The 13,192-nt window shown below is 63.2% G+C and carries 15 protein-coding genes; 4 read left to right on the top strand and 11 right to left on the bottom strand.

Going from position 1 to position 13,192, the window contains the following annotated elements; genetic code table 11:
• Window positions 1–2 precede the first annotated feature (2 nt).
• The gene (locus tag HDE76_RS06915; protein ID WP_179482791.1) at window positions 3–845 is read right to left on the bottom strand and encodes an SAM-dependent methyltransferase; all 843 of its coding nucleotides are present in this window, start codon (window positions 843–845) and stop codon (window positions 3–5) included.
• A gap of 125 nt (window positions 846–970) precedes the next feature.
• Window positions 971–1,960 (bottom strand): LysR family transcriptional regulator, encoded by a 990-nt coding sequence (locus HDE76_RS06910; protein ID WP_179482789.1) that lies wholly within the window; start codon window positions 1,958–1,960, stop codon window positions 971–973.
• A gap of 101 nt (window positions 1,961–2,061) precedes the next feature.
• On the opposite strand from HDE76_RS06910, the gene HDE76_RS06905 reads away from it, so the two are divergent.
• A complete protein-coding gene (locus tag HDE76_RS06905; RefSeq protein ID WP_184506256.1) occupies window positions 2,062–3,126 on the top strand; it encodes an NAD(P)-dependent alcohol dehydrogenase in 1,065 nt (354 codons plus the stop codon).
• A 99-nt stretch (window positions 3,127–3,225) separates the two neighbouring features.
• Here the strand turns inward: HDE76_RS06905 and HDE76_RS06900 are convergent, their stop codons facing one another.
• The 4 genes from HDE76_RS06900 to HDE76_RS06885 form a co-directional block, all read right to left on the bottom strand.
• A complete protein-coding gene (locus HDE76_RS06900; protein WP_184506254.1) occupies window positions 3,226–4,071 on the bottom strand; it encodes an oxidoreductase in 846 nt (281 codons plus the stop codon).
• A 213-nt stretch (window positions 4,072–4,284) separates the two neighbouring features.
• Window positions 4,285–4,821 (bottom strand): Spy/CpxP family protein refolding chaperone, encoded by a 537-nt coding sequence (locus HDE76_RS06895; protein WP_179479795.1) that lies wholly within the window; start codon window positions 4,819–4,821, stop codon window positions 4,285–4,287.
• 62 nt (window positions 4,822–4,883) lie between these two features.
• The gene (locus HDE76_RS06890; protein WP_221262321.1) at window positions 4,884–5,246 is read right to left on the bottom strand and encodes a hypothetical protein; all 363 of its coding nucleotides are present in this window, start codon (window positions 5,244–5,246) and stop codon (window positions 4,884–4,886) included.
• A gap of 396 nt (window positions 5,247–5,642) precedes the next feature.
• Entirely contained in the window at window positions 5,643–6,515 is an 873-nt protein-coding gene (locus tag HDE76_RS06885; RefSeq protein WP_184506252.1) for an NmrA/HSCARG family protein, read from the bottom strand.
• 138 nt (window positions 6,516–6,653) lie between these two features.
• On the opposite strand from HDE76_RS06885, the gene HDE76_RS06880 reads away from it, so the two are divergent.
• On the top strand, window positions 6,654–7,562 hold the full coding sequence (locus HDE76_RS06880; protein WP_184506250.1) for a LysR family transcriptional regulator: 909 nt from the start codon (window positions 6,654–6,656) through the stop codon (window positions 7,560–7,562).
• Here HDE76_RS06880 and HDE76_RS06875 read toward each other — a convergent pair.
• Together HDE76_RS06875 and HDE76_RS06870 are read right to left on the bottom strand one after the other, a co-directional pair.
• The gene (locus HDE76_RS06875) at window positions 7,498–9,129 is read right to left on the bottom strand and encodes a glycosyltransferase family 39 protein (protein ID WP_184506248.1); all 1,632 of its coding nucleotides are present in this window, start codon (window positions 9,127–9,129) and stop codon (window positions 7,498–7,500) included. The two genes, HDE76_RS06880 and HDE76_RS06875, sit on opposite strands and share 65 nt — an antisense overlap.
• A 420-nt stretch (window positions 9,130–9,549) precedes the next feature.
• Window positions 9,550–10,416, bottom strand: a complete 867-nt coding sequence (locus HDE76_RS06870) for an alpha/beta hydrolase (protein ID WP_184506685.1) — start codon at window positions 10,414–10,416, stop codon at window positions 9,550–9,552.
• Window positions 10,417–10,697: 281 nt separating this feature from the next.
• Between HDE76_RS06870 and HDE76_RS06865 the strand changes: the two genes are divergently transcribed.
• Complete coding sequence (locus HDE76_RS06865) at window positions 10,698–11,243, top strand: TetR/AcrR family transcriptional regulator (protein ID WP_184506246.1); 546 nt, start codon at window positions 10,698–10,700, stop codon at window positions 11,241–11,243.
• A gap of 213 nt (window positions 11,244–11,456) precedes the next feature.
• On the opposite strand, the gene HDE76_RS06860 is transcribed toward HDE76_RS06865, so the two are convergent.
• Complete coding sequence (locus tag HDE76_RS06860; protein ID WP_184506245.1) at window positions 11,457–12,203, bottom strand: glucose 1-dehydrogenase; 747 nt, start codon at window positions 12,201–12,203, stop codon at window positions 11,457–11,459.
• Between the two features lie 102 nt (window positions 12,204–12,305).
• On the opposite strand from HDE76_RS06860, the gene HDE76_RS06855 reads away from it, so the two are divergent.
• Window positions 12,306–12,698, top strand: a complete 393-nt coding sequence (locus HDE76_RS06855; protein WP_255481465.1) for a helix-turn-helix domain-containing protein — start codon at window positions 12,306–12,308, stop codon at window positions 12,696–12,698.
• A gap of 3 nt (window positions 12,699–12,701) precedes the next feature.
• Here the strand turns inward: HDE76_RS06855 and HDE76_RS06850 are convergent, their stop codons facing one another.
• The gene (locus HDE76_RS06850) at window positions 12,702–13,016 is read right to left on the bottom strand and encodes a hypothetical protein (protein WP_184506243.1); all 315 of its coding nucleotides are present in this window, start codon (window positions 13,014–13,016) and stop codon (window positions 12,702–12,704) included.
• Window positions 13,017–13,033: 17 nt separating this feature from the next.
• The gene (locus HDE76_RS06845; RefSeq protein ID WP_184506241.1) at window positions 13,034–13,186 is read right to left on the bottom strand and encodes a hypothetical protein; all 153 of its coding nucleotides are present in this window, start codon (window positions 13,184–13,186) and stop codon (window positions 13,034–13,036) included.
• Window positions 13,187–13,192 lie beyond the last annotated feature (6 nt).

The following is a 13,192-nucleotide window of genomic DNA, read 5'->3' as shown; positions in this document are numbered from 1 at the left end:
CGTCAGCGCCGCGTCGCCAGTACGCCGTCCAGCGCCAGCTGCGCCTTGAAGCCGGCTTTCTCCAGCCGCTTGGCCACCTCGTTGGGCACATCGCGACCGCTGGTGAGCTTGTTCGGGCTGCCGGTGTAGTGAAACAGCCGGCCGCCGCGACGCAGCACGCGCGCGAGGTGGTCGTAGAACACCTGCGAATACAGCTCGCCGGCGATGCCGAAGCGCGGCGGGTCGTGCAGCAGCGCATCCACGGAGGCGTCGGCGATCTGCGTGATCGCCTGTGACACGTCGGCATGATTGAGCTGCAGGCGCCCGCCGCTGGCGAGACCATCCGGATCGGGCGACCACGGATTGAGCGTGCGCAGCCACAGCACGTCGGCGTTTTTCTCCAGCGAGTGGATATGCGCCACGCCGGCTTCCAGACAGCAGGCGGCGAAGTAGCCCAGGCCGCCGCAGGTATCGAGCACCATCTTGCCGCGCGGTTCGATCAGCGCGACCTTGCGGCGCGCATCCTCGAACGGCGATTCCTTCGAGGTCGGCAGCATTTTGATGCCGTCGATCTCGAACGTCGGCGCGCCCCATTCGGTCGGCACAAGTTTGATCAGCGACTGGTCGAAACGCGAGACGGGCGCGAACGCTTCGCCGTCCCAGTGGTAGATCGTGCGGTCTTTCAGTGTGGGCGGGTAGGGGTATGGCCGCTGACGCCACTGCCAGGCATCGCTATCCAGCGTGACGCTGTCGGTCGACAGTCCCAGATCCAGCGAACCATGCCATGTGCCTGCGCCGGCATCACGCGCGGCGAGAAGTGCGCTGGCGATCGGGCGAGTGAGCAGGGGGCTGGAACAATGCGACACGAGAACGCTCCTGGTACGACGGCAGCCGGCCGCATGCGACGAACGCGAGATCGTAACCTACTGCTGTCGTTGGCGCGGGATGGATGAGTCGACGCGTGGTGCGAAGGCAGTCGATCGCATGTGCTTTATCCGTCGCGCAGTCGCGCCGACCGGTCTGTCGCCGCGGCGTGCAGGCCTCGCCGGTGCAGGGTTTTCAATTCCTCGGCGGTCAGGCGGCAGGCGGTGGCGCTGCCGGTCTGCGCCATCACGAAATCGATAAAGGCGCGTACGCGGCTGGGCAGTTCGGTGCGCTGGGCGTAGTACATGTAGACGCCGTAGCGCTCGTTGAGCTGGTCGAGCATCAAGGGCACCAGGGCGCCGCGGCGGATGTAGTCGGCGGCGCTGATGCTGTCGAGCTGACCGATGCCGAGGCCGTCCACCACTGCCTGGGTTTCGGCTTCGGCATCGTTGCTGGTGAAGCCCGCCGGCAGGTCGGCGAAGCGCAGCTCGCCCTTGTCCTGAAACTCCCACGGCGAGATGCGGCCGGTATTGGGGTGACGCGCGCCGGTAAGCTGATGCCGCTCGAGCTGCTCGCGTTTTGTCGGCGTGCCGTGTTCGGCCAGATAGGCCGGACTGGCGCAGATCAGCAGCTGGATGCGGAACAGCTCGCGCACCACCAGCTGCGCATCGGGCGGAAAGCCGCTGCGAAAACCGATGTCGATATCGCTGCCGATAAGGTCGGTGTAACGATCGTCCAGCAGCAGCTCGACCATGACGCCGGGATAGGCCTTGCGGAACGCGCCGATCAGCGGCAGCAGAAAGACGCGGCCTAGAGTGGGTGAAGCGGTGAGGCGGATGGTGCCCTGCTCTTCGGTGACGGCACTCTGCACTTGCTGCCAGGCGCTGTTGACCAGCTCGATCCCCGGCCGCACCTTGTCGGCGAAGCGGCGGCCTTCCTCGGTCAAGCTGCTTTTGCGCGTGCTGCGGCGGAACAGCTGCACGCTCAGTTCGCGCTCGAGCTGACGCACCGCCTTGCTCACCGCCTGCGGCGTGATGCCCTGGGCCGAGGCCGTACGGTTGAAGCTGCCCAGGTCGATCGCCTTGAGGAAGGTTTCGATCGCGCGAAGCCGATCCATTGGAAACTCCGGGTTGTTTTTGAAAGCCGGTATTGAGACTACTACGGTTGCTTTTCAACGCGTAGCCTATGCGGGCTTACTTCCCCCAAAGGAGACATTCCATGCTTCCCACTCTCAGCTATGCCGCATCGTCGGCCAAAGCGCCGCTGGCGCCGTACCGCTTCGAGCGCCGCGACCCGCGCGAGCACGACGTCGTCATCGACATTCTCTATTGCGGCGTCTGCCATTCGGATGTGCACACCGTGCGCGACGAGTGGGGCCAGGGCAAGTACCCGATCGTGCCGGGCCACGAGATCATCGGCCGCGTGATGGCGGTCGGCAAGGGCGTGACCAAGTTCAAGGTCGGCGACATGGCCGGCGTCGGCTGCATGGTCGATTCGTGCCGCGAATGCGCCAGCTGCAAGGAAGACCTCGAGCAGTTCTGCGAGAAGGGCGCCACCTTCACCTACGCCAGCAAGGATCGCCACGACGGCAGCGCCACCCAGGGCGGCTATTCCAGCCAGGTCGTGGTGGACGAGGCGTTCACCCTGCACATCTCCGACAAGCTCGATCCGGCCGCAGCGGCGCCGCTGCTGTGCGCCGGCATCACCACCTACTCGCCGCTGAAGCACTGGAAAGTGGGCAAGGGCAGCAAGGTCGGCGTGGTGGGCCTGGGCGGCCTGGGCCATATGGCGTTGAAGCTGGCACACGCTTTCGGTGCCACCGTGGTGCAGTTCACCACCTCTGAATCCAAGCGTGCGGATGCGCTGCGTCTGGGCGCCGACGACGTCGTGCTGTCCAACAATGCCGAGCAGATGAAGGCCCATGCGGGTACCTTCGATTTCATTCTGGATACGGTATCGGCCAAGCACGATCTGGACGTCTATCTGCAGATGCTCAAGCGCGAGGGCACCATGACCCTGGTCGGCGTGCCGGACAAGCCGGCCGAACTGGCGGCCGGTGCGCTGATCTTCGGCCGTCGTTCGCTGGCCGGGTCGCTGATCGGCGGCATTGCCGAAACGCAGGAGATGCTGGATTTCTGCGCCGAGCACGGCATCGTCTCGGAAATCGAAAAGATCGATATCCAGGACATCAACGAGGCCTACGAGCGCATGCTCAAGAGCGACGTCAAATATCGCTTCGTGATCGACATGGCCAGCCTGAAGAAAGAAGCCGCGTCGGCCTGATTCCCTCCGAGCCGTCGAGCTTCATCGAAAGAGGCCGCCGATGGCGGCCTCTTTCGTGAATGGAATGCAGACACAGCGTCGGCCTGCCTGCATTCGCGTTTACTTCTCGGCGAAGTCGGTGGCCAGGCCGACCTTGCGCCAGGCCTCGACCTCGGCCAGCAGGTCTTTCAGATAGCCGGTGACCTTCTCCACGCCCCAGGCGCCGAGCACCAGATGGCGTGGGGGATTGGCATGGTCGACCAGATCTATCATTGCCTGCGCCGCGAGGGCGGGATCGCCGGCCTGCTTGCCGCTGCCTTCGCTGGTGCCGCGCATGCGCGCGGCGGCGGTGTCGGCGTAGTCGGCGATCTTGCTCGGCGTCTGCTTGAGCGAGCGTCCCGCCCAGTCGGTGCGGAACGGGCCTGGCTCGATACAGGTCACCTTGATGCCGAGCGGTTCGACTTCCGCCGCCAGGCCATCGGCCCAGCCTTCCACAGCGTGCTTGCTGGCCGCATAGAAGGCCGAACCCGGAAAGCCGATAAAGCCGGCGACCGAGGTGATGTTGAAGATGTGTCCCCGGCGCCGCGTGCGCATACCCGGCAGCACCGCCTGCGTCATGGCGAACAACCCGAAAACGTTGGCCTCGAACTGGGCGCGGATTTCCTTGTCCTCAGCTTCTTCCACGGTCGACTGATAACCGTAGCCGGCGTTGTTGACCAGCACATCGATACGGCCGAACTGGTCTTCGGCAGCTTTCACCGCAGACTTGATCTGCGCCGTATCGTTGACGTCCAGCGCAACGGCCAGCGCCCGGTCTTCGTGGCCGGCAACCAGATCGGCGACCTTGGATGGATCGCGGGCGGTAACGACGGCGCGTGCGCCGCTCTCGATAACGCGCTGCGCCAGCGCGCGGCCCAGGCCGGTAGAGCAGCCGGTGATAAACCAGACGGGTGTGGACTCTGACATCGCAATGCCTCGCACGCTTAAGTGTTGATTGGGACGCCGAAGGTAAAGTCATTGCCGTGAATACGCTGGAAAATCCAGCCGGCGTGAGTTGGCGGAGTATGTTGGTGGGCCGTTGTGCTTCGGCGGATAGCGCATGCGTTTATCGATCGTGAGCCGGAAAAACATAAGGCCGCTTCGAGAGCGGCCTTATGTTGAACACCAAAACGTGATCGATCAGCCGGCCGAAGAGGCGCTTGCCGGAGCCGCAGACTTGCCGTGCTTGTGCGACGAGTGGGCGGCTTTCTTTTTGGCCTGCTCATTGCGGTACATCGCGTCGGCCACCTGCTTCTGCTCCGGCGAAAGCACGGCGTACAGATCGCTGAAGGCCGACGACAGCTTCTGCATGTTTTCCGCATGCTGCTGAGCCAGCGCCGCGTACGACTTCATGGCGTCGTCGGCGTTCATGCTGGAGAGCTTGCTGGCACGATCGCGGAAGGCGCCGTCGGTTTTCGTGGCGTTGTCACGCATGGTCTGCGTGAAAGCGTCCCACTGTTTGGACTGTTGATCGGTGATGTTGAGCTGGCTGTGCAGTTCGGCGATTCTCTGCTCGACCACGTCCGCATGCTTTTGCGCACGGCTTTTGGACATGGATGAGGAAGACATCGACGAACTGCTGGCGGATGCTGGTGCCTGTTGCGCGAAGCCTGCCGTCGTGACGATGGCAAGCGACAGCAGAGCAGGGAGCGCGATGCGACGAATGGTTTGTTTCATGGATGATGCTCCGATTCACAGGGTGTGATCGACAGCGGCCCGAGATGGGCGCGTCGCGCTGCTCAGTAACCGTTCTGCGGCGGCGGGTAATTGTTGTCGTAATAGACAACGCCCGGCGGCGGTGGCGGCGGTGGCGACGAATACACCACATCCGGCGGTGGACGCTGGGCCGCATTCGAAATGGCGGCGCCGGCTATCACGCCGAGCAGGGCACCGGCGATAAGACCGCCGCTGCCGCTGCCGCCGCCGCGACCACGGTCGCGATAGCGGTTGTCGTTGCGGCGGTCGTAGTGCGGCTGCGGGCGGCCGTGATAGCCGTGGTCATAGCGCTGTGCCTGTGCGGGTATCGCAACAACGGTCACCGCCACGGCAACGACACCCATGGCAAGGTAACGATGAAACGCGGTTCGAGCGATGTGAGTCATGAACGTATGCTCCTCACGGTGGGGCGAGTGATCGCCTATATCGGGCGGGCATGAAAAAGCGCCTCGAACAGGGTTCTTGAAGCTGACGGAAATCGATGGCCGCGACGCAGGCCATGTCATGGCCTCAGTCGCTCGCCGAGTCTAGGCGCATGTGTGTGATCGAGCATTTAACGAATGTCCGGGACCGTAGTGTCGGTGAAGCCTCGCAGGGTTTCATGCCATGGAAGCGCTTCGTCCGTCCGATGCTCGGCGGCGTGCCATGAAGTGGATAGGCGGTGCGCAAAAGAACAGGCTCTTGGAGCCTGTTCTTTCCGTGCTGTGGGGAAGCCGATAGGCTCACTCAGCGTCGTCGCGTATCGCTGGCGGCATCGCCTTATGCGCCGTTCGGCGACCGGCTCACGCTTTCCACGCGGCCGCCGTCTCCTTTGCAAACGCCCGGTACGAGCGCGGCGCGTGGCCGAGGATGCCGGTCATGATGTCGATGGCGCCGGGCTTGGGCAGCATGCCGTCGCTCTGGAAACGCGCCAGCATCAGGCGAATGTCGTAGGGGGACCACGACGGCGCACGGCTGGCCATGTTCTTTTCGAAACCGACCAGATCGTTGCCGCCGTAGGCCACCGGCTTGCCCAGGGTTTCGGACCAGATCGCAGCGGCGTCCTTGCCTGTGATGGCATCGGGACCGACCAGCTCGATCACCTCACGCGGCAGCGGAGTCGCTGCCTGCTCGCGGCGCAGCAGCGAGGCGACGGCGATCTCGGCGATGTCGCGGGTGTCGACCATCGACACGCCGCGCTCGCCCAGCGGCATCGGGTAGACGCCGTTCTCCAGCGCGCCTTTCATCATGGCGTCGTTCTGCATGAAGTAGGACGGGCGCAGCACGGTGGCCGGCAGGTCGAGCTGTTCGATCGCACGTTCCACCGTGTATTTGCCGGTGAAGTGCGGCACGTCGGTGAACGCGTCGCTGTTCTGCACCGAGAAGTAGACGATGCGCTGGATGCCGGCTTCGCGCGCCAGGTTCAGCGCGATCAGCGCTTGAGTGACTTCGTCGGCGACGACCGCGTTGAGCAGAAACAGCGTGTCGACGTCCTTCAGCGCGGCGCGCATGGACTCGACGTCGGTCATTTCACCGGCGACGGCGCGTACGCCGTTGGGAAAGCTGGCCTTGTCGGGGTTGCGGGTCAATGCATGGACGGTGGCTTTATTGGCCACCAGGCCGTTGACGACCTGGGTGCCGATGGCGCCGGTGCTGCCAGTGACGAGAATGCTCATGTCGTTACTCCTTATTGTCTCGGTGGGAATGGGTTTGGTCGGTTGCGGTGTGAAGCGGGTACGGAGCTACTTTGTGCGTTTCGTAAAAGAAACGAAAGACGCATAATTGGGACATCAAGTCTCAAAAATGGAACGTATATGGATCTCGAAGCGCTGGCCGATTTCAACGCCGTGGCCAACCACGGTGGTTTCAGTCACGCCAGTCGGGCGACGGGGCGACCGAAGGCCACGCTGTCGCGGCGGGTCCGGCAATTGGAGGATTCGCTCGGCGTGCACCTGATCGAACGCGGCGCGCGTACCTTGCGCCTCACCGACGACGGCGCCGCACTGCACGAGCAAACGTCCGCGCTGCTCGATCGCATCGACGACATCAAGGAGGCGCTGATCGGTGAGGTGGGTTTGCCGCACGGACGTCTGCGCATCAATGCACCGGTACTGTTCGCGCAGCGTGGACTGGGCCGCATTGCCGCGCGCTATGCGGCGGCCTATCCGGACGTGCAGCTGGAAATCACCGCCGACGATCGCTTCATCGATCCGCTGGTGGATGGTTACGATCTGGTGTTGCGGGCCAATCCCAAGCCGACCACCGAACTGGCCGGCCGCTGTTTTCTGCGCGACGAGCCGATCGTGGTGGGATCACCAGCGATGAAGCGCCCCGAGTCGGCCAGCGACGATGCGCCGGTGCCGGCCGTGTTGTTGCTCGGTGCGCCCGAGAGCTCGCCGTGGACGATCGCATACGACGGGCAAACCCAGCAGCTGCACACGCGCGCCGTTCTGCGTCTGTCATCCATGACGATGGTGCACGACGCGGTGCTCGACGGCGCCGGCGTGGCGATGATGCCGCGCTCGCTGGTGCAGGCCGATGTCGACGCCGGTCGACTGGTCGAATGGGGCACTGCCGTGGGTCGACGTCTTGAGGTATGGGCGCTGTATGCGCCGCATCGTCACGTGAGCCGCAAGGTCTCCGCCTTTATCCGCATGCTTACGGAGCAATTCGTCGACGGCTCACCGGAAGGGTTTCGATCGCTGTCGCGATCGGCGGGGTGAGTCGCCAGTCCGTATTGTCGCGTGGCGAGGTCGACCCGGCCGTGCCGGGTGCATCGAACATCAGGATGGTGATTTCCTTACCCTCGGGAATTTCCAGCGCCGGCGTGCCCAGGGCGGCGATGCGGCTCTTGAAGGCGTCGAGCGTTATGCCTGGCCCCATGGCCGAGCGCCCGTTGACGGCCCAGACGCGGCTACCCTGTTTCCAGCGTGCCAGGGCCACATCGAGCCTGGACGTCACCAGCGCCGACTGGTCGATCGGCACTTGGTCTTTAGGCTGCAATACGGCGAGCATGGTGGGCGCGTTCGCGTCGCCGGTGAAAACGGTATCGCCGGGGCGTACGTGCGCCGCCAGCGTCGCCGCGGCCCGGTCCCAGCGGGGCTTGGTCTCGGTGTGATAGATCGGTAGAAGATTGATCGTGCACAGCAACAGCAGCGCGGTGATCGCGACTGGCAGCATACGGCGCGGCAGGGCGGTTGCGCCGATGCCGACCAGGATGAAAAACGGTGCCGCACTCCACAGGATGTAGCGCGGCAGCACCATCGACTTCACCAGCGACACGGCCAGCAGCAACAGCGGCAGCACGGCAAAGCCCAGCAGCAGCACGCGTCCTTCCAGCCGGCGGCGCATGCGATACAGCCCGATGCCGCCGAGTGCCGCCACCAGCAGACCGAGCAGGGGTACGACGGTGGGCAGCACGCTGAAGCGCACCACCGCGGCCATGCGCATCAGATAGGTGCTTTTTGCCGCAACCCGCAGATTTTGCCAGCTCAGCGGCGGAATCCAGTCGAACTTCTGCAGCATCTGGCCGTCGCTGAAGGCGAGGATGGCGCCGTAAAACGGTACGCAGAACATCAGGATGAGACCTGCGCTGAACAGCCAGTTGCGCCGAAAGCAACGGCTTGCTTCGCTGTTGTGCGGCGTGCACAGGCTGCGCCAGATCAGGTACAGCGACAGGTTCGCAGCCAGCAGCCACGGCGCCGCATCGCCGAGTACGTCCAGCGCGCCGATCGTGCCGAGCACATAAGCTCCCCAGCCGAAGCGGTCGAACTCGGCATGGCGAAAATCCAGAGCCGCACCGCGCGAATTCTGCGCCAAGCGCACCAAGCCCCACAGTGCGACGGTGATGAGCAGGGTGACGAGCGTGTACGAGCGCGCTTCCTGCCCGTATTGCACCTGCAGCGGCGACAGCGCCATCAACAGGGCCGCGACCACGGCAGCCGCACGACCGGCAACGCGTCGCGCAATGGTGAACACCACGGCGATCGACGCGGTCCCGAACAATGCCGACGGTATGCGCAACCCGGCGTTGTTCGTGTCGAGGGGCGAAATCGCCTGCAGCATCAGAAAATAGCTCGGCATATGCCGGTTGCTGAAGCTGTCCGCGATCAGGCTGCCGATGCCCAGATGAACGCGCTGATAAGTCAGCGCCTCGTCGAGCCAGAATGGCTGGCTGTCGATATGCATCAGTCGCGCCGTCAGGCCGATGAATACGATGATCAGCAGCCATGCGGCATCGCGCGCCGAGAATGTTCCGGTGCCGCTGGGCATCTGAGTGTCGGTGAGCATACGCGTGTTCAGAATGGGTCAGCCGTGGTGATGGTGCGACGCTAAAACCGTCGCACGCGGCGTATGAGGGACCAAAACTAATTCACCGATGTGACAGTCCGGCATCTCGGTTCGCCAACAGTCACGAAGCAAACGCCGTCGGCATCGATCGGTTGTCAGCGCTTGTGTCTGCGTTGTGCACCGTTCATCCCATTGCATCATTTCGATGCCCTAACTCTGCGGGCCCTGGGATAGTGAGATCAATTGACAACCGCTTCACTAAACGGCGCATGCGCTTGCAGCAACGCGCAGCCGCCACCCTATGACCATCAGGGAAAGATTTTGACGTCGAAGCGTCGTCCTGATGTGGGATCGGCTCTGTGCCGATGCATGCCGTTTCGTTATCGCCCGTGTCATCGGGCCATCCGATCAGTCAGAGCGTCACATTGCGTTGCCGATCTTGCGGGCGAGAAAATCTTTCATCAGCGCCGCGATGTCGTCGGCATGCGTTTCCAGTGCAAAGTGGCCCGTATTCAACAGATGCACCTCGGCATCCGGAATGTCGCGTTGGTACGCCTTGGCGCCTGCCGGCAGAAAGTAAGGGTCCTTGTCGCCCCACACCGCGAGCAGCGGCGGCTGGTGCTGGCGGAAATAGGCTTGCCACGTCGGATAGAGCGCGACGTTGCTGCGGTAGTCGAGGACGAGATCGAGCTGAATGTCCTCCATGCCCGGGCGAGCGATATAGGCGATGTCGAGGGTATAGCCGTCCGGCGAGACTTTGCTCGGGTCGGCGCCATGCAGGTATTGCATACGGATCGCCTCGGGCGACAGCGCCTCACGGCAGGCTGCGCGGGTCTGCTCCGATGGCGACCGCCAGTACGCCTGATACGGCGCCCATGCATCGCTGAGACCTTCATCGTAGGCATTGCCGTTCTGGCTGATGATGGCGCTGACGCGTTCGGGATGCGCCGCGGCCACGCGGAAGCCCGTCGGTGCGCCGTAGTCGAACACGTAGAGTGCGTATCTGTTCAGCGCCAGAGCCTCGGTGAAATCCGTGACGACCTGCGCGAGGCGATCGAAGCTGTAATCGAATTGCCCGCGCGGCGGCGCTTCGGTATTGCCGAAACCCGGCAGATCCGGCGCGATCACGTGATAATTTTCGGCGAGTTGCGGAATCAGATCGCGGAACATGTGGCCGGCGGTAGGGTAGCCGTGAAGCAGCAGCACGACGGGCGCGCCCGGACGACCGACTTCGCGATAAAAGACGTCGACGTCGCCCACTTTCCTGGTTTTGTAAGTGATGATCATGAAGTTCTTTTCCTGGAGGGAGTTGGGGGGGGGCGGTCGAGTCGAGCCGCGGTTCAACCGGGGCAGGGTGTTACCGCTGCGCGTGGTCGCCAGCGCCACCGAACCGAGCGTTACAGCGGTCAAAAAACGTCGTCGCTCGCGGCTCATGGGTGTGTCATCGTCCGGCTTCGAGGTTTTCATGTAAGTTTTTTCGGTTCGGAACTGCCAGGCTGTGGCATGTAAACTAATTGGCAGATATCTAAAAAACTACCGATCGGTCGTTAGTTTAAGAGTATGAGGCCATGAAAACAAGCCTTGAGCAAATCGTCGTCGAAGCGCGTGAGCTTTTTCGCGAGCACGGCTATGCGGGAGCGTCCATGCAGGATCTCGCCGATCGCGTGGGTCTGAAAAAAGCCAGCCTGTATACGCGTTTTCCCAGCAAGGAGGCGCTGGTCGAACCGGTGCTCGCTCTGACGTTGGAAGAGACTTTTGCCGATATCGAAGGCGATGCCGATAATTGGTTGGCGAATTACGAGGCCGTGCTGAAACGCATCGCGGCCGAACTGACCGACCGCACGCGTTGCGTGGGCCTGCATCTCGCCTATGGTGTGCCGGCCGATGCCCCGCAAGCGCTGAGCGCCGTGCAGCACTATTTCGCCACTTTGCGGAATGGCCTGATCGCCATCCTCAGGCACGCGTTGAATGCGAAGCGCGCGGCGACCGTCGCCACCGATGCGCTGGTTCGCCTCGAGGGCGCCACATTGTGGGTGGTAATAGAAGACGACCCGCAGCCGATGCAGCGAGCGCTGAAAAACCTGATTGCCGAAGCGCGCGCATTCGAAGCGTAACCATGGCCGCGCGTGCACGCCGTGCCGGGACAGGACCGCCGGGATCGATCGCCAGCGCTCATATCTCTTGCTGAGCCTTGGCACCGCGGATCGCGATGCCATCGATTGCCCCCACGCGGGGCGATCTACTCGACGGTGCATCCGATCAACGCCATGAAACGAAAAAGGGGCAGCCCTTGCGGGCAGCCCCTTTTTAACCGACGTTTGGCTGAATTAGCGCACACCGCCACCCGCAAACAGCTGTTCGCCAGTGAGCCACGCCGAATCGTCCGAGGCCAGGAACACGGCAATCGAGGCGATGTCGTCCGGCTGGCCGAGGCGGCCTAGCGGGGTCTGTGCCACCGTGCCGGTTTCGAAATCCGAGCCGATGAAGCCGGCCGAGTGGGTGCCCTCGGTTTCGACCATGCCCGGGTTCAGCGCATTGACGCGGATCTTGCGTGGTCCCAGCTCGCGCGACAGTACGCCGGTGATGGCATCCACCGCGCCCTTGGTGCCGGTATAGATCGCGCTGCCGGGCGGGGTGATGCGGCTGACGACCGAGCCGATATTGATGATGCTGGCCCCTTCGCCCAGATGCTTGCTCGCCGCCTGCGTGGTCAGCAGCAGGCCGAGTACGTTGATATTGAACTGGCGATGGAACTCCTCCTCGGTGATCTCCTCGATCGGCGAGAACGCATACACGCCCGAGTTGTTCACCAGCACATCGAGCTTGCCGTAGTGGGTAATGGCTGCGTCGACGATGCCCTTGGCTTCAGCCGCCTTGGAGACGTCTCCCTTCACCGCAACGGCCTTGCCGCCGGCCTGGGTAATTTCCGCAACTACCTTGTCCGCGCCTTCCTTGCTGGAGGCATAGTTCACGACAACCGAAGCGCCCGCTGCGGCGAGGGATTTGGCAATGGCGGCGCCGATGCCTTTGGATGCGCCCGTGACGATGGCGACTTTACCGGAGAGCTTGCTCATGACGTGTCCTTTGGTTTCGAGTGGAGGATATTGTTCCGAGATCCTTAAATCCCGTAGTTCGTAACATATGAACTATAGAACTAAATGTCAAGGACTGCTACTATGGGTCGCATGAGACCGCTGATTCATCCGTCGATCGAAGACGTCACCGTCGAGGGCATCCTGCATGCGCTCGCCGATCCCGTGCGCGTGGCGATCTATGCGGAACTGGCCAGTTCCGGCTGCGCCAATATCTGTTCGAACTTTTTGCAGATGAGCGATCGCAGCATTCCCAAGTCCACGCTGTCCCAGCACTTCCGCGCGTTGCGCGAAGCGGGGCTGGTGCGCAGCGAGCGACGCGGCGTGGAAATGCACAATACCGCTCGCTGCGATGAAGTGGAGAAACGGTTCCCGGGATTGCTCAGCACGATCATGAATGCGTACCGCATCCAGTCCGCCGAGGGCGCGCGCGCGGTCAAACGCCAGCAGGCGGCCGTCAGGAAAAAGGCGGGTTAGTTGTCATGCGTCGGCTTGGCGCCGGCGTCGTTTGTGGCGGCGCCAGCGGCGTTCGATACAGGTCAGGGCCTGTCGGGTCGGCCGGCGCAGAAAAGGCACGTCCTGCACGAGCAGCAGCAGACCCAGCGGGAGCATCCACAGACCGAGCACCGGCAGAATGCTGAAGATGCCGCCCAGTACCAGCAGAAAACCCGCGGGCAGGCGCACCCATCGCGAGGATGACTTGCGCAGCCATTGCAACGAACGGGCAGCCCAGCTCGGCAGCTTTTGACCGAGCCGGTCGAGCTGGTGATTCAGCCGCTGCTGGTCGCGATTCACCGGTTTACCGGCAGCGTTTACTGATCGCTCGCCGGCGTTTTGGCTGCGTTGTCGGAGCCGGCCCTGGCCGCTTCGCGCTCCTCGCGCTTGCGCGCGTCTTTCTGTTCCTGCTGCTTTTTCTTGGCGATTTCGCGCTGGCGTTTTTCGAACGAGTAGTTGGGCTTGGCCAAAGGTGT

Origin of the sequence: Rhodanobacter sp. ANJX3, assembly GCF_014200755.1 — a bacterium.
Classification (GTDB): domain Bacteria; phylum Pseudomonadota; class Gammaproteobacteria; order Xanthomonadales; family Rhodanobacteraceae; genus Rhodanobacter.
The sequence above is the reverse complement of the archived record's forward strand: the minus strand, read 5'-3'. Positions and strand labels throughout refer to the sequence as shown.